Source organism: Solidesulfovibrio carbinolicus (genome assembly GCF_004135975.1).
Classification (GTDB): domain Bacteria; phylum Desulfobacterota; class Desulfovibrionia; order Desulfovibrionales; family Desulfovibrionaceae; genus Solidesulfovibrio; species Solidesulfovibrio carbinolicus.
The window spans coordinates 843,685-867,687 of sequence record NZ_CP026538.1 but is presented as its reverse complement, the minus strand read 5'-3'; the positions used below and the strand labels follow the sequence as shown (position 1 = coordinate 867,687).

The window sequence follows — 24,003 nt, the reverse complement described above, 5'->3', positions numbered from 1 at the left end:
GCACAACGGGCCCCAGGCAAAGCCGGTCCCCCGCCTCCTGGCGGCCGGTTATTTGGCCGGCGACCAGGGAGCCCTACCCGCGCCCGGGTCCGGAATCGGCAGCACGCCGGCCTGACGCATCTCGCGGATGGAAATGAAGTTCACGGCTTCTTCGTCATCGTCGTCCGTACTTTTGCCGGCTTTTTTTCGGGCGGCGGCCTTGCGGGCCTGCTCCAGGGCCTGGGCCACCTGCTCGCCGCCGGACTCGGCCGCCTCCTCAAAGGAGCCGTCGTCGAGCATGGTGGTTTCCAGATAGAGCGGCTGCCGCCCCTTGGGGTCGAGGTTCACGGCCACGAGCATGTGCTCGGGCAACGACACCAGGGAGGTGTCCAGGCCGATTTTATAGAATACGGAGGCCAGCAGGCAGCTGCCTTCCACGCAGTTGGCCTGCCGGGTGGCCAGGGCCTCGGCCAGAAGGCGCACATGCTGCACGCCCACCCCTTCGGGCTTGGCCGAGGGGCGGTTGATGGACGAATAGCGGATGCCGCGCCGCCGCAGGGCCTGCCATACGGCTTTTACCTGCTTGCGCACGCCCCGGGCGTCGGCCTGATAGCCGCTAAACGACGACACCTCGCCCGTGGCCAGGGCTTCCCGCAGGATCTGCTGCACCGCCGGATGGTTCTCGTTGACGTAGGCGGCGTAGAGCCAGTCGGTGTCGTAGTAGTCGTCGTCATCGTCGAAACTGTGCACGCAGTCGTTGACCGAGGCGATGACCACCCGGGCCGTGCGCTCGCCCTGGGCGACGCCGTCCAGCCACAGCCGGGCCGTCATGGTCGTGGGGATAGGCTGGTGATTGAGCAGGATCGCGTCGGCGTAGGTCAGGAAGGGATAGACCATGTATTTCTTGCCCTTGCGGGCCAGGACCACTTCCGCCCGCCCGGGGTTGACCAGGGGCGAGGTGGAAACCAGCTCCACCACGGCCTTGGCCCCGGCCCTGGGCGCGACGACCGAGACGCCGAAAAGCCCGTTGGGGTCGCCAAGCTCGTCGTCATTGTGCTGCATCTCCAGCTTCATCTTGGCGATGTTGAGCATCAGCGACGGATAGAGCGCGCCGCTTAAGCCGACCTTGGCGAACTCCCAGGAAGACGACGGCCCGGCCAGGGCGGCCGGCGCCGGCAGTCCGACCAGGAGCACGGCGACCAGAGCGCCATACAGGACGGTCAGAGCCCAAGCCGCGCGAGACGGCCCTCCACGGACGCAACAATTCTGGCGCGGCATACGACCACCCTCCCCTGTTATGGTTGTCTTACGGCTCGTTTAACGCTTCGTGCAGCCCCCGAATCACCGGATCGAGAATGTAGGTCGCCACCCGGCGCTTGCCCACGAGAATTTCCGCCGACACGGTCATGCCCGGCAGCAGGCGGAAATCCGGCCCCACGTCGCGCAGCGTCGTCTTGGTGAGCCGGATGCGCGCCTTGTAATGCACCCCGCCCGCGCCGTCCTGGCCGCCTTCGTGGCCCGGGGCCGCGCCCTCGGCCACAAAGGCGTCGGGGCTGACCATGCGCACCACGCCGTCGAGAAAGCCATGGCGCTGAAAGGGATAGGCGGCAAGCTTCAGGCGAGTCTCGTTGCCGACGCGGATATGGCCGATGTCCGCCGCCGCGATGGACACTTCGGCCTCCAGGGCTCCGTCGGCGTCGCCGATGGGCACCAGCACGCAAAAGGTCTCGGCCGCCTTGGCGATGGAACCCTCGGAGAGCGGCGCGACCTCCTTGACGATGGCGTCGGCCACGGCGGCAAGTTCCACCAGTTCGCTGCGCCGCGAGGCCTTGGCCAGGGAATGGTCCACCTCGTCGAGATTTTGCCGGGCTTCGAGCAACTGGGTGGCGGTCTGGGCCCGCCAGTTGCTCACAAAGGCCTGCCGCTCCATCCTGGCCCGGCTGAGCTGTTCCATGAGCTGTTCGCGTTTTTCCTCGGTCTTGGCGGCCAGATCGTCCACCCGCAGCTTTTCGCGCAGCGCACCCAGGTATTCCAGCCGGCTGGCCCCGCCGCCGGGCACGAGCTTGCCGAACATGCCCTCGATTTCCTTGGCCAGATTGGCCTGTTCGCCCAGGCGCGCCCGCTCGGCCGCGTTGGCGGCCACGGCGTCTTCAAGCAGGGCCACCTCGCGGTCGTTGGCCTCGACCTTGGCCCGAAACTCCTCCTTGCGCATGGCGAAAAGGGTGAGCCGCACCTTTTCCTCGCCGTCCATGGCGCTGTCGTCCAGGGCCGGCAAGGGCTTGCCGTCCAGTTCAGCGGCGAGCAGAACCACGAAGGCCGAAAGAAACCGCCGCTTGGCGGTCAACTGCCCCAGGTCGGCGCTGGCAAAGGTCGGGTCCAGGGTGGCCAGCACCGCCCCGCGCCGCACCACGTCGCCGGGGCGCACGTTGATCTGTCGCACCACGGCGGTTTCCAGGGGCTGCACCACGATGGGCGGCACCCGGGTGACGAGCATGCCGCCGGCCGAAACCACCCGGTCGAGCTCGGAAAACCAGGCCCACAGCCCGCCGAAGACCAGGCAGGCGAAGATGACGTAGACGGCGATCCTGGCCTGGACCGGCGGTTCGCCCTCGGACACGGCCACGGCGTCGGGTTGGAACTCCATGGCCTCGGGCCGGATGTTGCGCCTGGCCATCAGCGCATCCCCTTGGTCTGGCGCTCCCAGAGGGTGCGGTAGATGTCGCAGCGCTCCAGCAGTTCGGCGTGGGGGGCGATATCCACGATGCGGCCTTGATCCAGCACCATGATGCGATCGGCGTTACGCAGGGTGGAGAGCCGATGGGCCACGATGATGGTGGTGCGGCCCTTGGCGATGCCGTCGAGATTTTCCTGGATGCGGGCCTCGCTTTCCGGGTCCAGGGCGCTGGTGGCCTCGTCGAAGATCATGATGCGCGGGTCCTTGAGCAGCGCCCGGGCGATGGCCAGACGCTGCTTCTGGCCGCCGGAGAGGTTGGAGCCGTTTTCCTCCAGCACCGTGTCGTAGCCAGAAGCCAGGCGCTCGATGAATTCGTCGGCCCCGGCCAGTTTTGCGGCGCGGCGCACGTCGTCGAGATCGGCCGTGGGCCGGGTGACGGCGATGTTGTCGCGCACGGTGCCGCTGAAAATAAAATTCTCCTGGAGCACCACGCCGATGTTCTGGCGCAGGTGCACCACGTCGAGGTCGGTTATGGGCGTGCCGTCGAAGCTGATGCGCCCGCCGCCCAGGGGATACAGGCCCTGGATCAGGCGCGTGAGCGTGGTCTTGCCCGAACCACTGCGCCCGACCACCCCAAGCACCTCGCCCGGGGCCACGGTGAAGGACACGCCGTCCAGGGCCGGCGGTTCACCCGGCACATAAGCAAAGCGCGCCTGGCTGACCACGATTTCGCCGACGACGGGCGGCCGCGCCCCGCCGCGCACAAGCCCCGCCTCGGGCTTGCGGTTCATGACTTCGCCCAGCATCTCCACGGCCAGATGGACCTTTTGGTATTCGTGGACCAGCTCCACGATGCGGATAAGGGGCATGGTCACGGACTGGGACAACATCTGGAAGGCGATAAGTTCGCCCATGGTCAGCGACTCGTCGAAAACGCCCAAGGCCCCCACCCAGATGACGGCCACGGTCATGAGCCGCTCCAGGGTCTTTATGAGCGCGTTGCCCAGGGCCGACATGCGGCGCACGTCGAAGTTGCGGGAAACGGCCAGGGCCGAGCCTTCCTCCCAGCGGCGCTGGCGGCCGCCTTCCAGGGCCAGGCTCTTGATGGTGCCGATGCCGTGGATGGTTTCCACGAGCAGGGCCTGCCGCTCGCCCTCGGCGGCGTACAGGGCCATGAGCCGGCGGTGAAACGGCCCGACCATAAGCCCGATGGCCCCGGCCGTGACCACGGCAAAGGCCAGCACCAGCATGGTCAGGCGCGGGCTGTAGCAAAAAAGCACGGGCACGAAGACAATGAGCGAAGAGGCGTCGAGGAGCGTGTTCAGCAGATTGCCGGTCAGAAACTCGCGCACCTGATCGGTCTGCTGCATGTGCTTGATGATCACGCCCGCGAAGCTGCGCTCGAAAAAGGGCAGCGGCAGCTTGATCATGTGGGCAAACGTCTCCATGGCCAGGCGCAAGTCGATCTTGGTGGTGGCGAAACGCAGCAGAAATTCGCGCAGATAGCGCAGGGCGCCTTCGAAGAGGATGGCCCCGACCACGCCCAGGCCCAGGACGTTGAGGGTGGAAATGGTGTGGTGGGCCAGCACCTTGTCCACCACGGCCTGGAAATACAGCGGCACGACAAAGGCCAGGCCGTGCATGAAAAAGGCGATGCCGGCGATTTCGAGAAAGATGCGCTTTTCCCGGGCCACCTGGGGCCAGAACCAGGACAGGCTGAAGCGCTTGGCGTCGCCGGCTTCCACCCGGCGTTTTTTGAACAGCAGGACCTCGCCGGTCAGGCGCGCGGCGACCTCGGCCTCGGGCACAAAAACGAAGGCGGCCCCCTCGGCCGCGCCGGCGGCGTCGTAGAGCACCAGTTCGCGCCCGCCGTCCGGACCTTGGCGCGCCCCGGACAGGACCGCCGCGCCGCCGTCGCGGGCCAGCCCCAGGCAGGGGTAGGCCTCGCCGAGTTCGAGCAGCCCGGCCGGCGGCAGCCGGCGGCGCTTGGCGGCAAAGCCCAGGGCCTTGGCGATGCGCAAAAGCGTGGCCACGTGCAGGGGCCGGCCGGCCAGGCCGTGGCGGGCGATGAGATCGGCGCTGGTGGTGGATATCCCATGGTGGCGCAGGACCACGGCCAGGGCGTCCAGGGCGGCGCTAGTCGTCACGAAAACTTCCCGGCCGCAGGACCACGGCGGCCGCTGCGGCGTCCAGATCGTCGCCAGCCTCCGCCGCTTCGTCGCCTGCGGCCGGATAGAGCAGCTTGAGCTTGCGGCGCAGACTCTCGCGGCTGATGCCGAGCTTGCGGGCGGCCTGGGTGCGGTTGCCCGAGCATTCGGCCAGACAGGCCTCAATGGCCTCGCGCTCCAGGGCGCGCAGCCGGCCGACCTCGGCGGCCGGCCGGAAGGTCTCGGCGGCCGGTTGGGGCCGGCGGGCCTTGGCGTTACGCACGTCGCGGGAGAGGTCTTCAACGTGAATGGTTTCGGTGTAGGCCAGGGCCACGGCCCGCTCGACCTCGTTTTCCAGTTCGCGGATGTTGCCGGGCCAGGCGTATTCCATGAGGGCCTCGCGGGCGCGCTTGGAAAAGACCAGCTTGCCCCGGCCCATGTTGCGGGCGAAGGTGGCCAGGAAATTCTCGGCCAGAAGCGGAATGTCGTCGGCGCGCTCCCGAAGGGGCGGCAGCTCCAGGTGGACGACCTTGATCCGGTAGAACAGGTCGCGGCGAAACCGGCCGGTCTCGATGTCCTGGCGCAGATCGCGGTTGGTGGCCGAGACCAGGCGTAAATCCACGGATACCGGCCCCCGGCCGCCCACCGGCGTCACCTCGCCAAGCTCCAGCACACGCAGGATCTTGGCCTGGCTGGCCTCGCTCATGTCGCCGATCTCGTCGAGAAAAAGCGTCCCTCCAGAAGCCCCTTCGATGATGCCCCGGCGCTTTTCCACCCCCGTGGCCACGCCTTTTTCGATGCCGAAAAACTCGCTCTCAAAAAGCGTTTCCGGCACGGCCGTACAGTTGACGGCCATAAACGGGCCATGGCGGCGGCGGCCGGAATAATGCACCACCTTGGCCACCATTTCCTTGCCCGTGCCGGTCTCGCCGGTGATGAGCACGTTGACGGTGGTCTCGGCCACGCGCTGGGCCAGCTGAAGCACCCGGGCCATGCGCGGGCTGGCCCCGATGACCCGGGCCGGGGAAAAATTCTGGCGCAGCTGGCTTTTGAGCGCCGCGTTTTCGATCTTGAGCTGGCGGCCGATGCGGGCAAGTTCTTCGTGGGAGGTGTCGAGACGGTCCACGGCGTCTTCCAGGAGCTGCTCCCGGTCGCGCACGTAGCCGAGCATCCGGTCCATGCCCTCAATAAGATCGCCGGCGGCCTTGGGCCGGCCGGGCAGCTTGTCGCAGAGTTTGCGGCAGGCGGCCAGTTCCTCGGCGGCGGCCTCGTAAGCGGCGTCGGACACAAGCACGGCAAAACGCGTCAGGCGCGCGGACATCTCGGGCGTCAGGGCAAGCGGGGACGGCTGCATCAGACCTCCTGATCAGGTCGGCCAAGCCCCGGCCGCGGGTTGCGGCCGGCCGGGCGCTTACGCCTTTGCGCTTGATATTGTAACGGGTTTCGGATTCGTCGGCAATTCGAAGCTGGCGGCCGGCAACCGGTGAAACCGCCCTTGCCGGCCGCCCTTAGCCGCCAAGGAGCCCACGTCCCGGTTTGCGCCGGGTGTGGGCGCGCCGCCCTCCCCTTGCCCCGCGCCCTGCCCGGCCGCTGCCCCAAAACCCCCCAGCCCCTGCCTCGCTTCGTTGCGGCGCGAGGCAGTCCCTCCCCATGACGACCCTGTTAAATCAGCATGTTACCATCTGGCACGCTTCTGGCTCAAGGAGAGGCAAACACGGCACGGAAGCCAACAACAACGCATCAACCATGGGAGGGTGTCCAAATGAGCTTTAAGTCCTTTTTCTCCAAGGTGGCCTCGGCGGTGAAGACGGCGGTCGGCGCGACGTCCTCGGTGGGTACGCTGGTGTCCACGGTAGGTTCGGCGGTAAGCTGGGCGGCCACGACGGTGTCCACCGCCGCCAACTGGGTGGCGGACAAGGTGTCCACGGCGGTCAGCTACGTCCAGGAGACGGTCTCGACGGTGAAGAGCATGGTGGCCGACATCGCCAGCTCCACGGGATCGGCGGCCGCAGAGAAGATCAGCCAGGCGGTGAGCTACGTGACCGAACGGGCGACAACCGCCTACGAATGGACCAAGGACACGGTGGCCACGGCGAGCAACTACATCTCCAACACGGTAGCCACCGGCACGCAGTACGTGGAGACCATCGTGGACCAGGCCAAGGACGTGGCCGAAGCCGTGGACACGAAGAGCGATTCCGCCACCGTGGCGGGCACGGCCTCGACCACGGCGGCCGGCGCAACGACGGAAACTGCCGCAACGGCCGCCACCGGCGAATCCGTGGCCTACCGCGACCAGACCGGACTGGCCACGACCAGCACAAGCAGCGCCTCGGTGGCCCAGGCCAGCCAGGACAAGGCCCAGCTCCTGGCCGCCTAGCCGACCCAAGCAACAAGCCCCCGTCGTCCGCCGGACGACGGGGGCTTACCGTCTGGTCCAAGGCCCGCCGGTCACGGCCGGCCGGCGGCCGACGCCTTACCAGCGCGGCGGCGGCGGGGGCAGCGGATAGCCCGGCCCCACATAGACCGGCCCGGGATAGGCCGGCGCGACCACCACCGGCGGCGCGTAGGCCGGAGCCACATACACCGGCGGCGGCGGCGCGACATACACCGGAGCAGGCGCGGCATAAAGCGGCACGCTCACGGCAAACCCGGGGGTGACGATGGTGAAGGCTTCCGCCCGGGCCGCCGGCAAGGCGGTCAGCAAACATAATATGGCAAGTAGGATAAGCGTGCGTCGCATGGCGATGTTCCTCCCCGTTACGAGGCGTTTGGCCTCCCATCAGCCAGAAACGTGCCAAGCCGCCATGCGGCCCGCCGCCAGGGCTCCCGGGCCGCTTTCGCCCCGGCCAGGCCACTGCCAATTCGCCGAAATATCCCCAATTCCCTTGCCGGCCGCGCCCGGCCGCACTATCTTACGGACAAGCCGATCGGGAGTCAGCCATGTCCATCTCCGACCGCATGTGGGACCGCGCCCTGTTCCTCACCCGCTTCGACGGCTCCTCCACCGCCGACATGGTGGCCGCCCTTGGCGCGGACCACTACGCCATCGAGCGCCTGTCCCCGCGCATGGGTTCCAACGTGCCGGACACCTCCGACCCCAAGGCCATCACCACCCACTTCCTCGACACCGGCCTGGGGGCTATTGTGCGCACGTCTATTTAGTTGAAAAATAAGAAGAAAAGAGAAGAGAAGCGGCCTCCGGCGGCTGGGGGCCTGAGGCCCCCAGACCCCCCAAATGGGGAAAGGGTCAAAGGGGGCAACCCCCGGGAAAAAAGAAAAAAGGCGGCCCCGCGTTGGGGACCGCCTTTTTACTGCCGCGCGGGGCGGCAAAACTACGAATCGGCCTCGGCCGGGGCCTTGCCCTTCTTGAAGACGATCAGCGGACAGTTCTTGCAGATGTCGGCTCCGGGGAAAGGATGGCCGGTGCGGGTCAGGGCCGCGCCGCCCGTGGCTTCCTTGCGCGCCATGAGCTGGGCCACGACCTTGCCGATGTCCGCGCCCGGAATGCCCACGTTGATCTCGCCGCGCTCGGTCTTGCCGGCGTTGTAGCTGCCGCTGCAGGCCAGAAACACGTTGGCCTCGCCGGTGTTGAACACATGGACGTTGCCGGCGCAGGCCGCCGAGTTGATGGTCATGTTGGGACGCAGCGGATGCTTGTCCAGGGCCGCCATCCAGTCCACGACCAGATGGTAGGCCTGCATGTTGTCGCAGTAGAAATGCACCACGTCGGGCGCGAACATGGTGTCGGCCAGGGGCGAGACGGCCACGGCCAAAAGCTTGCCGGACAGGCGCGGCTTGCTGCGCACGAACTTCTCGGCCTGCTCCAGGTCGCGCACGTATTTGAGATGGCCCTTGATCTCGGCCGCGTCGATCTCCTTCCAGCCGAAACCGCACTTGGCGTTGGAACAGCCCAGCTGCTCCGGCCCCATAAGGACGGTGATGCCCTCCATGCGCGCGCCAAGCTCGGCCTGGCAAAAGGTCAAGGCCTTGGCCGGCAGGTAATACTCCTTCTCGGCCTTGAAGGCGTCCAGCTCGGCTTGGTCAAAAAAATACTTGATGGCGATAGGATAGTGCATGAGCCGCAGCTCATCCATCAACGCCTTCTGCATATCCCCGTACGACATCGCGTTCATGGCGACTCCTTGTTATGCTGACGCAAAAGGCCGACGGCAGACACGGCAAGGCCGCGCCTCGTCCCCGGCCCGGCGTCCTTTTGGTCGGTGAAAACGCCCGGAGGGTGAAGAAGGATCGGCCGAGTGTCAATACGGCCGATCCGGCAACCAAAAGTCACGAAACGCCTTTTATGGCGTGACGCCGGGTCCGCAAAGCCGCCGCCCGGCCTTTCGAAGCGCCACGTGCGCTTGGCTGCCCCCGACGCCCCGGCGGCAGGGAATATTTTTTTCACTGTTCCCGGCCGGCGCGCCTGCTTGCCCCACTGCCCAAAAAGGGTCATACTGTCACATTGTCAGGCCCCGTATCGCCAACGCCAGGAACGCCATGCCGCCCACGCCCAGCCCGGATACCCGCGAGCCGACCCTTGCCGGCCACACCGACATCCTGCTCGCCGCCGCCGGGGACTTCGCCGCAATTGTCGATCCAGACGGCCGTATCCAACGCATCGGGCCCCCGGGCGCGGCCCTGCTCGGCCCGGACCAAGCCCATCTGGTCGCCACGGACTGTTTTGAGCATTTCACCCCGGGGGGCGCCCGGAACCGGCTGCGCCAGGCATTTACGGCGGTCCTGGGCGGGGCTGTCCCGCCCAAGCCCATGGCGGCCGATCTGCAGACGGCCGGGGGCAGCATCCCCGTGCTGTGGACCTTGGCCGCCCTGCCCGGCCCGGACGGCCGGCCGGCGGCCGTCCTTGTCAGCGGCCGCCTGCCCGTGCCCTCCTCACCGCCGCCGGCCGAGGGAGCCTGCGAAAGCGAAGCCGATTACCGGGCGGTGTTTAACGCCGCAAGCGACGCCATCTTCATCCAGGACGCCGCCACCGGACAGTTCCTCGACGCCAATGACCGGGCCGTGTCGCTTTACGGCTACGCCCGGGACGAACTGCGCCGCCTCGACCCGGAACGGCTGAGTTCCGGGTATCCGCCCTACACCCTGGCCGAGGCCTTGGAAAACCTGGGACAGGCCGCCGCCGGCCAGCCGAGGCTCTTCGATTGGCTGGCCCGGGACAAGGCCGGCCGGCTTTTCTGGGTGGAGGTGAGCCTGCGGGGCATGGACACCGGCCGCTCCGGCCGGGTCATCGCCGTGGTGCGCGACATTTCCGAACGCAAGACCACCGAACGGGCCCTGCGGGAAAGCGAAACGAAATTCCGCCAGCTGGCCGAAGCCATCGGCGAGGTCTTTTGGCTCGGCTCGCCCGACTGGAAGCGCGTCTACTACATCAGCCCGGCCTACGAACGCCTGTGGGGCCAGACCACCAAAAGCTTGTACGACGCCCCCATGTCCTGGCTCGACGTCGTCCACCCCGACGACCGCGACCTCGTGCTCCAGTACCTCGCCGGTCTGGCCGGCCGGCCGCTTCGCCCAGGCCAGTTCCCGGAATACCGGATCGTGCGCCCCGACGGCAGTATGCGCTGGATCGCGGCCCGCATTTTTCCCGTGGCCGACGACGCCGGCGTGGTCTACCGGGTGGCCGGCATCGCCGAGGACATCACCGACAGGGTGCTGTCCCGGCAGGACCTGGAACGGGTCAACGAGCGCCTGGAAGACATGGTGCGCGAGCGCACCCGCACGCTCAACCGCATGAACCAGGAGCTCATCCACGAGGTCACCGAACGGCGCGAGGCCGAAGCGGCCATGGCCCAAGCCAAGGAGACGGCCGAAGCGGCCAGCCAGGCCAAGTCCGAATTCCTGGCCAACATGAGCCACGAGATCAGAACGCCCATGAACGGCATCCTGGGCATGGCCCAGGTGCTGGGCCAAACCGACCTCGACGCCGCCCAGGCTAGCTACTTGCGCGACATCGAGGACTCCGCCGCCTCGCTGTTAAAGCTCATCAACGACATCCTGGATTTCTCCAAGATCGAGGCCGACCGCCTGGAACTGGCCCAGGAACCCTTTTCCCTGCGCGGGCTGCTGTCGCTTATCGAGGCCAGCCTTGGCGTCCTGGCCCGGGAAAAGGGCCTTGGCCTGTCCGTGGAGGTGGCCCCCGAGTCCCCCGACGTCCTGATCGGCGACGCCGACCGCCTGCGCCAGGTGCTGGTCAATCTGGTCGGCAACGCCATCAAGTTCACCACGCGCGGCGGCATCGTCATCAGCGCCCGGCCGGACGAGCCGGCCCCTGGGGCCGCCCTTGCCGGCCAGGGGGAAACAGACGAGACGTCCCGGGAGATCCTTTTCTCCGTCAGCGACACCGGCATCGGCGTGCGTCCCGAGGATGCCGGACGCATCTTCGAGGCCTTCACCCAGGCCGACGGCTCCTACACCCGCCGCTTCGGCGGCACGGGCCTGGGCCTGGCCATCAGCCGCCGTCTGGCCCGGCTCATGGGCGGCGACATCAGCCTGGACAGCGAACCGGGCCGGGGCTCGGTCTTTACCTTTTCCGCCCGTTTCGGCCTGGACAACACCCCTGATGAGACCGCGGACGCCGTTCCCCGGCTCCGAGAGGGACACGACGAAGACTCGGTGGCCGCCATCCGCCAGGCCTGCCGCCTCCAAGACGACCTCCGGTTGCTGGTGGCCGACGACAACCGGGTCAACCGCGATGTCCTGGCCGCCCTGCTCGGCCGCCTGGGCTGCCGGATCGCCGTGGCCGAGGACGGCCGGCAAGCCCTGGCCGCCGCCGCCGCCGAGGACTTTGACCTCATCCTCATGGACGTGCAGATGCCGGGCCTCGACGGTCTGGCCGCTGCCCGGGCCATTCGCGCCCTGCCCGATCCCCGGCGCTCCCGGGTCTTCATCGCCGCCATCACCGCCCACGCCCTGCCCGGCGACCGCGAACGCTGCCTGGCCGCCGGCATGGACGATTATCTGGCCAAGCCCCTGGGGCAAGCCGATCTGGCCCGGGTCATCGCCGCCGCCGCCCTGGCCGCCCGGCGCAACCGGGCGGCCGAGGACTGACGCCCAAGGCCGGACGCGCCGGCCGTACCTGAACGCCTCCAGACCGGCCTTGGCCGGCGCGATGTTGGAGCCAGCGAGGCCTACGCTGGCGTTGCCGGCAGGCATTATTCTTGCTTTATTTCTTGCGCCGCGCCTGGGCGCGGCCGGGAAGGGACCATGGCCGACGCCGATCCGTTTGAACGCCTGGCGGCTTTTGCCGCCGCCTGCCTGCTGGTGCTCTGGGCTGTCGGCTCGCTGCTGGTGGCCCTGTTCAAGGTCGGCTGGCAGCAGCTCTACGGCGTCTGGCCGGACACCACGATCTATGGCATCCTGCCGGATTTCCTCAATTTCGATTTAAGCGCCATGCCCAGGGACGATCTGCCGACCGCAGTGTGGCGCTTTGTGCTCGGCTGCGATCTGCTCCATGTGCTGCTGGTCGTGCCGCCGGTGCTCTTGGTCGTGTGCCTACTCGTCCTGCGTCGGGGCCACGGCGGCGTGCTGCCGGCCCTGCGGCGCACGGCCAACCACTTCGGCCCGCCTCCGGCAAGGCCCCTGTCGCCGGGCCGGCCCCGGCGGGCGTAACCGCGTTTGCCTCCACGAAAGATGGAACCGGCCGCCATGCCTGGCCGTCAGACGTCCGAAGGCACGATGACTTTCACCGGATCGGTGATGCTGTCGTAGCGGGCGAGTTTGGTGATGTGGGCCAGGGCCACGTCGGAGAGTTCGTAGCCCTTGGGCAGCACCTTCATCACCTGGCCGCCCCGGGTCACGAAAATGTCCTCGGCCAGCACCATGCCCTCGCGCAGGTTCTTGATGGCCATCTTGACGATGACGTAGCGGCCTTCCTCACCAAGCACCTCGCCCAGGGCGGCCAGCACGTCGGGATCGTACAGGCCGGTTGTCTGCTTGAGGGATTTGTAGGCCTCTGCCTTGGCCAGCCCGGCCCCGGTCAGGCGGTCGAAGTCGAGCAACACCCGCAGGATGCGCGCCCCCAGCGGCAGCTCCTTGCCCGTCGGGCCGCCCTCGGGAAAGCCCGTGCCGTCAAAATTTTTTTCCTGATAGGCGATGGACTTGGCCACATGCCCCATGCGGGGGATGTTGGCCACGAGCTTGGCCGCCACCTCGGCGTGCTGACGGTAGACGGCGGCGTCGTCGGCCGAGAGCTGCCGGCCCCGCTCCACCTTGGAGACCACCCCCTCGGGCAGGACGATGTAGCCCATCAGGCACAGCATGGCCGCCACTTCCGTCTGCCAGGGGGCGGGATCGCCACACAGCTTGGCCAGGGGCCGCACGTAGGGCGCGATGCGGGCCGCCCGGCCGTAGACCTCCGGCCGCAACAGCGACAGCACTTCCGAGAGCATCTTGAGGCTGCCGCGAAGCGTGCCTTCGAGCAGCTCCCGCTCGGCCATGACCAGGCGGTATTGCTCCACGGCGGCGGTCAGCGCGCCGATGAGATAGCCGGTCTCGCAGGGCTTGGTCAGAAACCGGAAGATGTTGCCCTCGTTGACGGCCGCGATGGCCGCCTCCAGTTCAGCGAAACCGGTCAGCATCACGCGCACGGTGTCGGGCCGCAGCTCGCGCACCTTGGCCAGCACGGCGATGCCGTCCATGCCCGGCATCCGCAGGTCGGACACCACCACGGCATAGGGCGGATTGTCGCGCACCTTGGCAAGCCCTGCCTCGGGGCCCACGGCGACGTCCACCTCGAAATGGCTGTGGAGGTTGCGCCGGAAACCGGCCAGGATGCGTTCGTCGTCGTCGATGAAAAGCACCCGCTTGTTCAAGGCTGCGCTCCTTGGCTCAAGAGATCAAGGCCGGCCTCGCGCCAGGCCTGGAGCCGCCCGTCAAAGCCCAGGGCGGCCAGGGCCTCTTCGCTCACGACATGAGGAGCATAGTGGCTGTTTATGACCACCAGTTCGTGCTCCAGGGCGTTGGCGGCGTGGACGGCGGCCACGGCCAGCGAGGCGTCCGGTCCGGCCGCCTCGGGTTGATGATGGCGGGCCACGCCCAGGACCACCCGCTCCTCGAACCCCCAAAGCCCCAGCAAATACGCGCCGACGCCGGCATGAGACACCCCGAAGACTTCCATTTCCGCATCGAAAATGGGCATATTGCGCTCCCGGGACAGGGAAAGCGCCCGGAGGTATTCCGGCTCGAACAGCTCGGCCAGGATGAGCTTGCCCACATCATGGACCAGCCCGGCCATGAAACAGGCGTCGAGCATGTTTTTGGGCGCGCCTTCCTGGCGGGCGATGCCCTGGGCCAGCCGGGCCGTGCCCAGGCTGTGGTTCCACAGCCCCGACAAGGTGAACCCGGGATAGCGCCCGGCGTCGAACCGGGAAAAAAGGCCATGGGACAGGACCAGCGCCCGCACCGTGTCCAGGCCAAGCAGCGTGACGGCCTGCTCGGTGGAGGAGACCCGCCGGGCCAGGCCGAAAAAGGAGGAGTTGACGAGCTTGAGCAGCCCGGCGGCCAGTCCGGCGTCGCGGTCGAGGATGTCGCCAAGGCTGCGCGGCGAGGCATTGGGCGAGCGCAGTTCCTCGGTCAGTTCGGCGAAAGCCGCCGGCAGCACCGGCAGGGCGTCGAGGCGGGCCACGGCCTCGCACAGGCGCTTGTCGGTGAAAATGTCGCGAAGCCCCAGCACCCGTTCGATGGCCGCCCGCAGTTCCTGGGGCGTGCAAGGCTTGGACAAAAACTGGTGGGCGGGCTTGATGGCGCGCACCACGAAATCCCGGTCCGAGTGGCCCGACAGGATCATGCGCACCGTGGCCGGCCAGCGAAGCCGCACCTGCTCCAGGAGTTCCGGCCCGTCCATGCCCGGCATCCGCACATCGGACACGACCAGATCGGCCGGGGCCGCCTCCAGCATGGCCAGGGCCGCCGCCCCGCCCTCGGCGAAACGCATGTCCCAAACCTCGCGCCGATCCCACAGCATCCGCCGCAAGCCGCCGAGCAGTTGCGGATCATCGTCGACGAACAGTATTCGCTGCCGGGTCATGTGACCTCCCCGCCGCCGCCCTCCGGTTTCGGGCGCGCGACTTCCCGCGCCGACTTCACGCCTGTCACAAGCCTACACCATTGCGGTGCAAAGCAAAAGAACCGCGAGCACATCCCGCCACCACGAACCTGCCCTTCCTGTCGGACCGTCGGGAGCCGGCTGGCCGTGTCCGCCGGACAACGCGCCGGGCCTGGCCGCCCCTCCCACGCCTTGCCAAGACGCCCCGCTCCCCTGTATGTCCGTACCATCCCCCGCCGCGCGCGGGGTTTTTTGCGGAGGTTTCCCGTGTCCCAGTCCACGCGCACCGAATTCGACGTCATTGTGGTCGGCGGCGGCCCGGCCGGGCTTTTCGCGGCCCATTACCTGTGCAACCACTCCAACCTGTCCGTGCTGCTGCTGGAAAAAGGCAAGGCCCCGGCCAAGCGCCGCTGCCCCCTCAAGGGCCGGGCCGACTGCGTCAAATGCAAGCCCTGCAACATCCTCTCGGGCATCGGCGGGGCCGGGCTTTTTTCCGACGGCAAGCTCAATTTCATCCCCAAGCTCGGCAAGACCGACCTGACCCAGTTCATGCCCCTGTCGGCGGCCAATGCGCTGATTGAGGAGACCGAGGCCGTGTTCACGAGCCTGGGCATGGACGGCCAAGTCTATCCCACGGACATGGACCGGGCCAAGGCCATCCGCAAGGAAGCCCGCAAGCTCGGCATCGAGCTGCTGCTCATTCGCCAGAAGCATCTGGGCAGCGACCATCTGCCGGCCCACATCGGGGCCATGGCCAAGGGGCTGGAGGAAAAGGGCGTCGTCATCGCCACCGGCGAGACCGTGCGCGACATCGTGGTGGAAGGCGGCCGGCTGGCCGGCGTGGTCACGGACAAGGCGACCTACACGGCTCCGGCCGCCATCCTGGCTCCGGGCCGGGTGGGGGCGGAGTGGATGGGCCAGCTCGCCCGCCGCCACGGCCTGCCCTACAGCCAGCGCGGCATTGAGGTCGGGGTGCGGGTGGAGGTGCACAGCGAAATCCTGTCCGACATCACCGACGTGATCTACGATCCGACCTTTTTCGTGCGCACCCGCAAATACGACGACCAGACCCGGACCTTTTGCACCAACCAGGGCGGTTTCGTGGCCCTGGAGAACTACCAGGACTTCGTGTGCGTCAACGGCCACGCCTACATGGACGCCAAGTCGGACAGCTCCAACTTCGCCTTTCTCTCCAAGGTCGTCTTAAACGACCCGGTCTCGGACAACCAGGCATACGGCGAGGCCATCGGCCGGCTGGCCACCATGATCGGCGGCGGCAACCCCATCCTCCAGCGTTTCGGCGACCTCAAGCGCGGCCGCAGAAGCACCTGGAGCCGTATCCGCCGGGGCAGCGTCGAGCCGACCCTGACCTCGGTCACCTGCGGCGACATCGCCATGGCCCTGCCCGAGCGCATCGTGGCCAACATCGTGGACGGCCTGGAGCAGTTAAACGCCGTGGCCCCGGGCGTGGCCAACGACGAGACCTTGCTCTACGCGCCGGAGATCAAGTTCTTCGCCACCCAGATCGACACCACCAAGGACCTGGAAACGGCCATCGGCGGCATGTACGTGGCCGGCGACGGGCCGGGCGTGGCCGGCAACATCGTGTCGGCGGCGGCCACCGGCCTGATCCCGGCCAAGGCTATTATTCGGGATAGGGCGAGGTGAGGCCATATTAACACATAACGTCAGTTATGTGTTAATAATTCAACACTATCTTAGCATGGTATTTACAGCAGGAGGAATGCTCCGGCGGCCGGGGGCCTGAGGCCCCCGGACCCCCCAAATGGAGAGTGGTTTAAAGGGGGGGTGGGCGTGTATTGGATCTGTGGCGGTTGGAAAGCCCAAATGACCTTCGTTAGAACGGACTCGCGGCGAAGACCTGAACGTATGCCGGCTGCGGCGGGTTGCCGTCGGTCGGGCCGAAATTGGCGACAAGCCGTAACGAACCCATGTCGAGGATGTACGACTGATAGGTGGGATAGTCGTTGGTCGCACGGTAGATCGCGCCGGAATTCTTGGCGATGCCGTCGGTCCCGGCATAGGACACGATGTTTTGTATATCCTGCATGTCAAGCAGGCCATTTTCGGCGAATTCCGCCTCAAAAAGCGTCCGATAGCTTGCAAAACGCCGTTGATTCGCCGGATCATCCGTAAAGTTGTCCGTCGTGCCGGGCAACAAAAACGAGTTCACCGCCGCCACGGCCCCGGACACCTCCCAGACGGCCCCTTCGCGCAGCGGCGATTCGGCCGTGCGCAGCCCCCGCGACGCCGGATGTTCCAAATCGTTTTCCAGCACCACCGCCGTCTCCACGTCGGCCAAAAAGCCGATGTAGGAATGGGTGTTGGTTTGACTGAGCAGATACTGGCTCACGCCTTCCAGGGTGTCCTGCTGTTCAAAAGCGTAGCGAAAATCGGCCGGGTAGGATGTGGCCCCTTGCGTCGTGAAGTAGTCGCGGTGCATGTCGCTGTCGAGCAGCGCGCCCGAGAGGTGCTTCTCGCTGAAAACCGACGCTGGGAAGAGCTGTCCGAGCAGGCCTATGCCCACGATGTCGTTGGCCTCGTCGCCGTTGACGTAAAGCTGGACATTGTGCAGCGACGAGACGCCTGGCATGTCGTACCAGTCGAAGTTGCGCCCGACGATGGTCGCCCCCGTGGCGGAAGCCCCGGCAAACACCGCTCCGGCGGAACAACTGCCCGGGTCCACGACGTCATGCACGACTTGGAAAACCAGCAGTTCATTGGCGGACAAGACACCGTCGCCAAGACGGTCCACGGGAGAGGAAAAGACCGTCATCATGCCGGCCAGTTCGTCTTTATACGATGAGGGCATCCCGACGGCGAGGTCGTACGCCTTGGCGACGAGTTCCGGCAACTCCGGATGCGTCGGCGAGGAAACGGCCGAAAGGTACAGGAAGTTGTCGACTACGGCACCGTAGGCAGGAAAAATATCGACGATGGCTTGCGCGTAGGCCTGTCCGACCGCAAAATGCGACTGCGTGGTGAAATCCAACGTCGTTTTGTAATAGAGGTCATCAATACGCTCGATAGTGACGCCTGAAGAACTGCCAGCCATGACATCCTCCGTAAGCCGCGTGGGGTTCTCGGGAGAATATGCTGCGCGCCGACGCTGATGTCAAACCTCTTCAAGCGCGGCGGCCCCATATCCGCCGTCCTGCTGTCGCGACCACGAAAGAAACATGTGGCGTTTCGCGAACAACAACGCAAAACCAGTACTTGTTCTTCGAAAGATCCCTCGCCTTCATGAACGAGCGCGTCACTACCGCAGCCGCCGGCCGTAGCCGTGCCGGTTGTCGTCGCCGCCCATGATCCAGGCGGCCGCCGCCCATCCCCAGACCGCGTTGGCGACCACCACCACAAGCGGCGTCAGGTTGCCAAGCTCCAGCCCCCAGTAGCCCTTGCCGAGCTGGTTGGGGAACACGATCAGCAACTGGGCCAAGGTCGGCCCAATGCTCACCAGAAGCCCGCGCCACAAGCAGGAATTGGGCATGAAGCGCGGCGCAAAGACCAGCCCCCACAGCCCGCCCCAGACAAGGCGCTGATACAGCCACGGCAAGGTCCACTCCGGGGCGATGGCCACCCCCATGGCCGCTGTCCAGCCGTAAGCCCCGGCCATCCACACCAGCACGCTGTTGGCCAGCGCGCCGAACACGCCGCCGCAGAAACACAGGCTTATCCAGGCGAATAGATTACCCATCACGTCCTCCGCGGGCGCTATCAGTAGGGGCGGCTCAGGATGGAAAGGGAGCGCACCTTGTTGAGCAGAATATGGCTGGGCCCCACGGCCGGCACTTCCTCGCCGGCCCGCAGCGTGGTCACCACCGCCCGGCCCACCACCAGCCGGCCGTCGCGGCCGTTCTCGCCAAAAGTCCGAAAACCCCACATGTTGTGGAACATCACCGGATGGCCCTTGTACTGGCCGACATAGACCAGGATGTGGCCGGGCATGTAGGCCAGGGTGGCAAACGGAATGCCCTGGTGGATGATGGCCGCCTCTTTCTGGTCGCCGGGCAGGTCGCCAAGGGGCACCGAACCGCCATAAGCGGCCTGGCTGGCCGAGTTGCGGGGCAGGTAGATGCCAAAGGGCGTAAACAGGTCGTGGGTGAGGGCCGAACAGTCGCGCCGGTCGTCCAGGCCGCCCCAGCCGTAGGGCTGGCGCATCATCTGGTTGCCGACGCTGGCCACGTTGCGCGGGGTCATGACCATGGGCATGGGCACGGCCGTACCGGCCGGCAGGCGAACCTGTTTGAGCTCGGCCAGGCCCGACGCGCCGCGCACCGGCACGAGCACCGTGACGCCCCCGGACCCGGGAGGCCCGGCCAGGGGAAAGACCGCGCCGATGTCCACGCCCTGGCCGATCTCGGCGACCATGACGTTGTCGCGAATGACGGCGGCCAGACGCGGCGTGGTAAAGGCCCGCATGACGGCGTCGTCCACGTAGGCCATGTCCGCCGCCGGCATCCAGCCGTGGGTCAGGGCCGATTCGGTATAGACCCAGGAGCCGTCGCGGCTGGCGTGGATGACGTAAAGGGGCGTTCCCGGCGGCAGGGAGGTATGTTGCAGATAGTCGAAGGGATAGCCTTCGCCGGGCTTGCTTGGGTCGAGAAAGCGCGGCTCGTTGGTCGGCATCCCGCGCTGGTTGGTGTTTTTGACCGTGATGGCCTTGCGCACGTTGTTGGGGAAGTTGCCCAGGCCGGCGGCGGCCAGGAGCGCCCCGGCCGAACCCGGTTCGTGGCGCGCGCCCCGGGGGCCGAAGCCGGGATGCTTTTCATAAGCGCGGAAGATCTTTTCCACATCCTTGCGCTGGGGGCTGGGCTTGGTCAGGTACCAGGGCTTGGTCCATTCCTGGAGAAAGCCTTCCATGCGCAAGGCGGTCTGTTCCTGGGAGAAAAGCGGCTTGTCGGCGTCGGGGCCGAGGTAGGCGTTTAAGTCCTGGGGCAGGACGCGCAGGTCCTCGACCTCGCCCTGGCCCTTGACCACGGCCGGCGCGACGGGCGGCGCGACGGGCGTTTTCGGGGCGCAGCCAAAGGCAAGCAGCAAAGCCAACAACAAGGCATACGCGGCAAGGCGCAGGCGCGTGACAGGCATTAAAAGCTCCTTGGGCCAACCCTTGACGGCCGGCCGTGCGGCCGACTATGCGGCCCGCAGGAGGGTAGACGTTGACGCGCGCGAACACAACCCCCAAGCCGCATTCCGGGCCGGTTCGGGCCTGCCCGGCCAGACGCCGCCCGCCCTTTGACGCGGCCGGCGCGGCCGCCCTGGCCGCCGCCCGGCTGCCGCGCCCCATGCCGGTGGCGGTGCGGGAAAACGCCCGGGCCAAAAACGTGGTGCTGCGCCTGATCCCCGGCCAGGGGCTGGTCATCACCATGCCGGTCGGGCTGCCGCCCTCGCGTCTGGCCGAGGCGGTCGGGGCCAGAAGCGCCTGGATCGCCGCCGCCTGGGACCGGCTGGCCGCCGAGGGGACGCCCCCGCAGCCGGGAGCGGCCGCCCTGCGGCCGGAGAGGATCGTGCTCACGGCCTTTGACCGGCAGTGGGACGTGGCCTATGCCGCGCGCGCCCGCGACGGCTGTCTGTTGACGGTGCGCGGGCCGGAATCGCTGCTGGTCACCGGAGCGGTGGACGACATGGGCGCCGTGGCCGGCGTACTGACCATGTTTTGCCGCGACCGGGGCGGGATGCTCTTAAAGGACGCCCTGGCCCGGGTCAGCCAGGAGACGGGCCTGCCCTTCGCCGGCGCGACCATCCGCGCCCAGCGCACCCGCTGGGGCAGCTGCACGGCCCGGGGCCGCATCAGCCTCAATTTTACGCTGGCGTTTCTGCCGTGGGAGTTGTGCCGGCTGGTGCTGGTCCACGAGCTGTGCCACACCAGGGAGCTCAACCACTCGGCCCGGTTCTGGGCCCTTGTCGAGGAGCATGTCCCGGGCTGCCGGGTCCTTGACGCCAAGCTGGCCTCGGCGCGACACTATCTGCCGGGCTGGCTGGGGGCGACCGACTGACGGCTCATTCGGCCACCGAGCAGGTCGGCCGCTCCACCGACACCTCGTCCAGATTTTCGCCGCAAAAGTAGTAGACCGTAATCGGCTCGTCAGCCGACCGCATCACCACCACCCGGCCAAGGGGGCCGTCATCGACCAAGGGCAAGATCGCCTCGCACACCGCCGCGCCTTCTTCGGAAGAGCAGGCGTCGCAGGCCACTTCAAAGGTCAGCGACTCCGGACCCGGCGCGACTTCCACCCGCGCCACGCCCAAAGAAGCCAGCGCATCTTCCAAAACCGCCCCGATTTCCGTTTCAATGGCCGCCACCCGCTCGAAGGAATAGTCCTCGGGATAGCGAATCTCGCCCAACAACCGGCAGGCAAAAGGGACCATGACGCCTCCTTGGTTCGTCCTGGCTTCTGCTAGCATGACCGAAAAACGCCGGCAACGCCCCGCCATGCTTGTGCCCCGGGCCATGGGGATATACAGCATGGGGAGCGCGCAATGCCGGAGGAACCATGACGACCAAGAGAAAGAAAAAAGACGCCAAAAAAGCGCCGGGCACAGGCATCGACGCCGCCGCCGTGGCCCGGGTTTTCCGCGAAAGCGGCAAGCCCCTTGGCGAAAAGGATTTGCTGCGCCAGCTCGGCGCGCCGCGCGCCAAGATGCACGATGTCCTCGCCGCCCTCGACGAACTGCTCGAGGCCGGCAAGATCATACGCGTCCGCCGGGGTTTCGGCCTCGTCGAAAGCATGCACCTGGTGACCGGAACCCTGGAAATCAGCCGTTCGGGCGTGGGTTACGTCCTGCCCGAGGACAAACGGCGCAAGGACATCTTCATCCACCCCAAGGACCTGGGCGACGCCTGGCACGGCGACCGGGTCGTGGCCGCCGTCACCCGGGAACGCAAGGACAAGAACCACGAAGGCCGCATCGCCCGCGTCATCGAACACGGCGTGGTCACCCTGCCCTGCCGGGTGGTCAAGCGCATGGCCTCGGACCTGTACCTGTGCCGCCCCACCGACCCCCGCCACACCATGAGCTTCATGGTGGACTTCCTGCCGAAAGACGGCGGCCGTGACCCCATGGCCGACGACGTCATGCAGGTGCACATCGGCGAAAAGCTCGAATACAAGCTCTACTCCGGCCGTGGCCTGGAGCTGCTCGGGGCCCAGGGCGACGTGTCCGTGCAGGAACGGCTGGTCAAGCTCAACCACGACATCCCCGGCCCCTTCCCGCCCAAGGTGCTGCGCGAGGCCGAGGCCCTGCCCGAACAGCCCGGCGAGGCCGACTTCGCGGGGCGCAAGGATCTGCGCGCCCTGCCGTTCGTCACCATCGACGGAGCCAAGGCCCGGGACTTCGACGACGCCGTGTACGTCAAAAAGCGCGGCCGGGCCTTCACGCTGTTCGTGGCCATCGCCGACGTCTCCCACTACGTGCCCGAGGGCTCGGCCCTGGACAAGGAAGCCCTGGAGCGCGGCAACTCGTACTACTTCCCCCAGTCCGTGGAACCCATGCTGCCCGAGCGCATCTCCAACGGGCTGTGCAGCTTAAATCCCCACGTGCCGCGCCTGGCCGTGGTGGCCGAGATCGATTTCACGGCCAAGGGCGTGCCCGGGCGCACCGACTTCTATCCGGCCGTCATCGAAAGCAAGGCCCGGCTCACCTATTCCCAGGTCAACCGGGCGCTGTTTCTGGGCGACGAGGACGAGCGTAAAAACCTCGGCAAGATCCTGCCGCTGCTGGAGACGGCCGAGGTCCTGGCCCGGGCCATCCACGAGGTGCGCGCCGCCCGGGGCAACCTCGATTTCGACCTGCCCGAACCGGAAATCCTGTTCAATCTCCAGGGCGAGGCCGAGGACATCCGGCCCAAGGCCCACCACTTCGGCCACCAGCTCGTCGAGGAATTCATGGTCGCGGCCAACGAGGCCGTGGCCCGCTACCTCACCGAACGCGAAGCGCCTGTGCTCTACCGCGTCCACCCCGAACCGGACCCGGCCAAGCTGGAAGCGCTGTTCAAGCTCCTGGCCACCACCGACATGGCCACCAAGCTGCCGGTCAAGCCCGGCGCCGGCGACCTGTCGGCCGTGCTGCGCGACGCCTCGGGCTCCGACGTCGATTTCCTGGTCAGCCGACTGGCCCTGCGCACCATGATGCAGGCTTCCTATTCGCCCAAAAACGACGGCCACTTCGGCCTGGCCTCCACCTGCTACTGCCACTTCACTTCACCCATTCGCCGCTACGCCGATCTGGTCGTCCATAGGTCGCTCAAGGCCGTGGCCTCGGGCAAGGGCGCGCCGGCCAAGCTCGCCTCCAAACTGCCCAAGGTGGCCGAGCACATCAGCCGCCGCGAGCGGGTGGCCATGGAGGCCGAGCGCGAGATCTTAAAGCGCGTGACGGTGCTCTTTCTGGCCGACAAGGTGGGCCGGGAATTCACCGGCGTCATCGGCTCCATCGCCGACTTCGGCTTTTGGGTGGAACTCAAGGAAGTCATGGCCGAGGGCATGGTGCGCCTGTCGAGCCTGTCCGACGACTACTACCAGCACAACGCCGAGCGCCACGAACTGCTGGGCGAACGCACCGGCCGGCGCTTCCGCCTGGGCCAGCCGGTGTCGGTGGAACTCTCCGGCGTGGACCTCGGCCGGCTGGCCGTGGATCTGACGCTCATTGAAGGCGGCGAAGCGCCCCTGGCCGTGCCTTCGGTCAAGCGCAAGGGACGGCGGAGGCGGCGTTGAGTCCGGCTGTCCGCAAGCGCCTGTTCCTGCTGGCCGGGGCCGGCTGGTTCGTCGTGGCCCTGGCCACGGCCCGGGCCGACTGGCCGACCCCGGAGAAGCTGTCCGAACAGCGCTACCGGCTGGCGATATTGACCGTCAACGCCGCCGACAAGACGTTTCTGCCCGATCCCGCCGCCGCCGGCGGCGACTGGGACCGGGCCTACGAGCGCCTGGCCGTGGATTTCGCGGCCCGCCTCGGCCCCCGGTTCGATCTCTCGGCCGTGGCGGCCCGACACCGAGAAGCCCTAGCCGGCCTGACGTCGACGCGGGTGCGCCTGGCCGTGTTTACCCTGGCCGCCACAGCCGCCCTGTGGGGGCTGCTGGCGATCCTGTACGCCGCCTTGGACAAAGGATCCAGGCCGGCCTGAC

General features: G+C 67.2%; 20 protein-coding genes. 8 read left to right on the top strand and 12 right to left on the bottom strand.

The window, feature by feature from the left end; genetic code table 11:
* Positions 1 to 48 precede the first annotated feature (48 nt).
* Genes C3Y92_RS03875 through C3Y92_RS03860 form a run of 4 tightly spaced genes read right to left on the bottom strand, consistent with a single transcriptional unit; the run spans position 49 to position 6,154 of the window.
* A complete protein-coding gene (locus C3Y92_RS03875; protein ID WP_129349668.1) occupies positions 49 to 1,257 on the bottom strand; it encodes a hypothetical protein in 1,209 nt (402 codons plus the stop codon).
* 28 nt (positions 1,258 to 1,285) lie between these two features.
* Positions 1,286 to 2,653 carry an HlyD family type I secretion periplasmic adaptor subunit gene (locus C3Y92_RS03870; RefSeq protein ID WP_129349666.1) on the bottom strand — a complete coding sequence of 456 codons (1,368 nt, stop codon included), beginning with the start codon at positions 2,651 to 2,653 and terminating at the stop codon, positions 1,286 to 1,288.
* A complete protein-coding gene (locus C3Y92_RS03865; RefSeq protein ID WP_235669607.1) occupies positions 2,653 to 4,800 on the bottom strand; it encodes a peptidase domain-containing ABC transporter in 2,148 nt (715 codons plus the stop codon). Before C3Y92_RS03865 ends, C3Y92_RS03870 begins: the two co-directional genes overlap by 1 nt.
* Positions 4,790 to 6,154 carry a sigma-54 interaction domain-containing protein gene (locus C3Y92_RS03860; protein WP_129349664.1) on the bottom strand — a complete coding sequence of 455 codons (1,365 nt, stop codon included), beginning with the start codon at positions 6,152 to 6,154 and terminating at the stop codon, positions 4,790 to 4,792. Before C3Y92_RS03860 ends, C3Y92_RS03865 begins: the two co-directional genes overlap by 11 nt.
* Positions 6,155 to 6,562: 408 nt before the next feature.
* On the opposite strand from C3Y92_RS03860, the gene C3Y92_RS03855 reads away from it, so the two are divergent.
* Positions 6,563 to 7,180 carry a hypothetical protein gene (locus tag C3Y92_RS03855; RefSeq protein ID WP_129349662.1) on the top strand — a complete coding sequence of 206 codons (618 nt, stop codon included), beginning with the start codon at positions 6,563 to 6,565 and terminating at the stop codon, positions 7,178 to 7,180.
* Positions 7,181 to 7,276: 96 nt separating this feature from the next.
* Here C3Y92_RS03855 and C3Y92_RS03850 read toward each other — a convergent pair whose 3' ends face one another.
* A complete protein-coding gene (locus C3Y92_RS03850; RefSeq protein ID WP_129349660.1) occupies positions 7,277 to 7,543 on the bottom strand; it encodes a hypothetical protein in 267 nt (88 codons plus the stop codon).
* Positions 7,544 to 7,743: 200 nt separating this feature from the next.
* Between C3Y92_RS03850 and C3Y92_RS03845 the strand changes: the two genes are divergently transcribed.
* A complete protein-coding gene (locus tag C3Y92_RS03845; RefSeq protein WP_129349658.1) occupies positions 7,744 to 7,965 on the top strand; it encodes a hypothetical protein in 222 nt (73 codons plus the stop codon).
* 170 nt (positions 7,966 to 8,135) lie between these two features.
* Here C3Y92_RS03845 and C3Y92_RS03840 read toward each other — a convergent pair whose 3' ends face one another.
* Entirely contained in the window at positions 8,136 to 8,936 is an 801-nt protein-coding gene (locus C3Y92_RS03840; protein ID WP_129349656.1) for a DUF169 domain-containing protein, read from the bottom strand.
* Positions 8,937 to 9,300: 364 nt separating this feature from the next.
* On the opposite strand from C3Y92_RS03840, the gene C3Y92_RS03835 reads away from it, so the two are divergent.
* Positions 9,301 to 11,868 carry a hybrid sensor histidine kinase/response regulator gene (locus C3Y92_RS03835; RefSeq protein WP_129349654.1) on the top strand — a complete coding sequence of 856 codons (2,568 nt, stop codon included), beginning with the start codon at positions 9,301 to 9,303 and terminating at the stop codon, positions 11,866 to 11,868.
* Positions 11,869 to 12,024: 156 nt separating this feature from the next.
* Entirely contained in the window at positions 12,025 to 12,429 is a 405-nt protein-coding gene (locus C3Y92_RS03830; protein WP_129349652.1) for a hypothetical protein, read from the top strand.
* A 47-nt stretch (positions 12,430 to 12,476) separates the two neighbouring features.
* Here the strand turns inward: C3Y92_RS03830 and C3Y92_RS03825 are convergent, their stop codons facing one another.
* Positions 12,477 to 13,631 (bottom strand): HD domain-containing phosphohydrolase, encoded by a 1,155-nt coding sequence (locus tag C3Y92_RS03825; protein ID WP_129349650.1) that lies wholly within the window; start codon positions 13,629 to 13,631, stop codon positions 12,477 to 12,479.
* Positions 13,628 to 14,845 carry a response regulator gene (locus tag C3Y92_RS03820; RefSeq protein ID WP_015862403.1) on the bottom strand — a complete coding sequence of 406 codons (1,218 nt, stop codon included), beginning with the start codon at positions 14,843 to 14,845 and terminating at the stop codon, positions 13,628 to 13,630. Before C3Y92_RS03820 ends, C3Y92_RS03825 begins: the two co-directional genes overlap by 4 nt.
* 285 nt (positions 14,846 to 15,130) lie before the next feature.
* On the opposite strand from C3Y92_RS03820, the gene C3Y92_RS03815 reads away from it, so the two are divergent.
* On the top strand, positions 15,131 to 16,531 hold the full coding sequence (locus C3Y92_RS03815) for an NAD(P)/FAD-dependent oxidoreductase (RefSeq protein WP_129349648.1): 1,401 nt from the start codon (positions 15,131 to 15,133) through the stop codon (positions 16,529 to 16,531).
* Between the two features lie 190 nt (positions 16,532 to 16,721).
* Here the strand turns inward: C3Y92_RS03815 and C3Y92_RS03810 are convergent, their stop codons facing one another.
* From C3Y92_RS03810 to C3Y92_RS03800, 3 genes are all read right to left on the bottom strand, one after another.
* On the bottom strand, positions 16,722 to 17,939 hold the full coding sequence (locus C3Y92_RS03810; RefSeq protein ID WP_129349646.1) for a C45 family autoproteolytic acyltransferase/hydolase: 1,218 nt from the start codon (positions 17,937 to 17,939) through the stop codon (positions 16,722 to 16,724).
* Between the two features lie 204 nt (positions 17,940 to 18,143).
* A complete protein-coding gene (locus C3Y92_RS03805) occupies positions 18,144 to 18,581 on the bottom strand; it encodes a hypothetical protein (protein ID WP_129349644.1) in 438 nt (145 codons plus the stop codon).
* A gap of 20 nt (positions 18,582 to 18,601) precedes the next feature.
* The gene (locus C3Y92_RS03800) at positions 18,602 to 19,972 is read right to left on the bottom strand and encodes a C40 family peptidase (protein ID WP_129349642.1); all 1,371 of its coding nucleotides are present in this window, start codon (positions 19,970 to 19,972) and stop codon (positions 18,602 to 18,604) included.
* A gap of 71 nt (positions 19,973 to 20,043) precedes the next feature.
* Between C3Y92_RS03800 and C3Y92_RS03795 the strand changes: the two genes are divergently transcribed.
* Positions 20,044 to 20,880 (top strand): M48 family metallopeptidase, encoded by an 837-nt coding sequence (locus C3Y92_RS03795; protein ID WP_207214024.1) that lies wholly within the window; start codon positions 20,044 to 20,046, stop codon positions 20,878 to 20,880.
* Positions 20,881 to 20,884: 4 nt separating this feature from the next.
* Here C3Y92_RS03795 and C3Y92_RS03790 read toward each other — a convergent pair whose 3' ends face one another.
* The gene (locus C3Y92_RS03790; protein WP_129349640.1) at positions 20,885 to 21,253 is read right to left on the bottom strand and encodes a hypothetical protein; all 369 of its coding nucleotides are present in this window, start codon (positions 21,251 to 21,253) and stop codon (positions 20,885 to 20,887) included.
* Positions 21,254 to 21,378: 125 nt separating this feature from the next.
* On the opposite strand from C3Y92_RS03790, the gene rnr reads away from it, so the two are divergent.
* Both rnr and C3Y92_RS03780 read left to right on the top strand, forming a co-directional pair.
* Positions 21,379 to 23,595, top strand: a complete 2,217-nt coding sequence (gene rnr, locus C3Y92_RS03785) for a ribonuclease R (RefSeq protein WP_129349638.1) — start codon at positions 21,379 to 21,381, stop codon at positions 23,593 to 23,595.
* Positions 23,592 to 24,002 carry a hypothetical protein gene (locus C3Y92_RS03780; RefSeq protein WP_129349636.1) on the top strand — a complete coding sequence of 137 codons (411 nt, stop codon included), beginning with the start codon at positions 23,592 to 23,594 and terminating at the stop codon, positions 24,000 to 24,002. Before rnr ends, C3Y92_RS03780 begins: the two co-directional genes overlap by 4 nt.
* Position 24,003 lies beyond the last annotated feature (1 nt).

Excerpts from the sequence above, each read along its gene's own strand:
- C3Y92_RS03875 (WP_129349668.1), bottom strand. The coding sequence starts at position 1,257 with ATGCCGCGCCAGAATTGTTGCGTCCGTGGAGGGCCGTCTCGCGCGGCT.
- C3Y92_RS03870 (WP_129349666.1), bottom strand. The coding sequence starts at position 2,653 with ATGGCCAGGCGCAACATCCGGCCCGAGGCCATGGAGTTCCAACCCGAC.
- C3Y92_RS03860 (WP_129349664.1), bottom strand. The coding sequence starts at position 6,154 with ATGCAGCCGTCCCCGCTTGCCCTGACGCCCGAGATGTCCGCGCGCCTG.
- C3Y92_RS03855 (WP_129349662.1), top strand. The coding sequence starts at position 6,563 with ATGAGCTTTAAGTCCTTTTTCTCCAAGGTGGCCTCGGCGGTGAAGACG.
- C3Y92_RS03850 (WP_129349660.1), bottom strand. The coding sequence starts at position 7,543 with ATGCGACGCACGCTTATCCTACTTGCCATATTATGTTTGCTGACCGCC.
- C3Y92_RS03845 (WP_129349658.1), top strand. The coding sequence starts at position 7,744 with ATGTCCATCTCCGACCGCATGTGGGACCGCGCCCTGTTCCTCACCCGC.
- C3Y92_RS03840 (WP_129349656.1), bottom strand. The coding sequence starts at position 8,936 with ATGAACGCGATGTCGTACGGGGATATGCAGAAGGCGTTGATGGATGAG.
- C3Y92_RS03835 (WP_129349654.1), top strand. The coding sequence starts at position 9,301 with ATGCCGCCCACGCCCAGCCCGGATACCCGCGAGCCGACCCTTGCCGGC.
- C3Y92_RS03830 (WP_129349652.1), top strand. The coding sequence starts at position 12,025 with ATGGCCGACGCCGATCCGTTTGAACGCCTGGCGGCTTTTGCCGCCGCC.
- C3Y92_RS03820 (WP_015862403.1), bottom strand. The coding sequence starts at position 14,845 with ATGACCCGGCAGCGAATACTGTTCGTCGACGATGATCCGCAACTGCTC.
- C3Y92_RS03810 (WP_129349646.1), bottom strand. The coding sequence starts at position 17,939 with ATGGCTGGCAGTTCTTCAGGCGTCACTATCGAGCGTATTGATGACCTC.
- C3Y92_RS03805 (WP_129349644.1), bottom strand. The coding sequence starts at position 18,581 with ATGGGTAATCTATTCGCCTGGATAAGCCTGTGTTTCTGCGGCGGCGTG.
- C3Y92_RS03800 (WP_129349642.1), bottom strand. The coding sequence starts at position 19,972 with ATGCCTGTCACGCGCCTGCGCCTTGCCGCGTATGCCTTGTTGTTGGCT.
- C3Y92_RS03790 (WP_129349640.1), bottom strand. The coding sequence starts at position 21,253 with ATGGTCCCTTTTGCCTGCCGGTTGTTGGGCGAGATTCGCTATCCCGAG.
- rnr (WP_129349638.1), top strand. The coding sequence starts at position 21,379 with ATGACGACCAAGAGAAAGAAAAAAGACGCCAAAAAAGCGCCGGGCACA.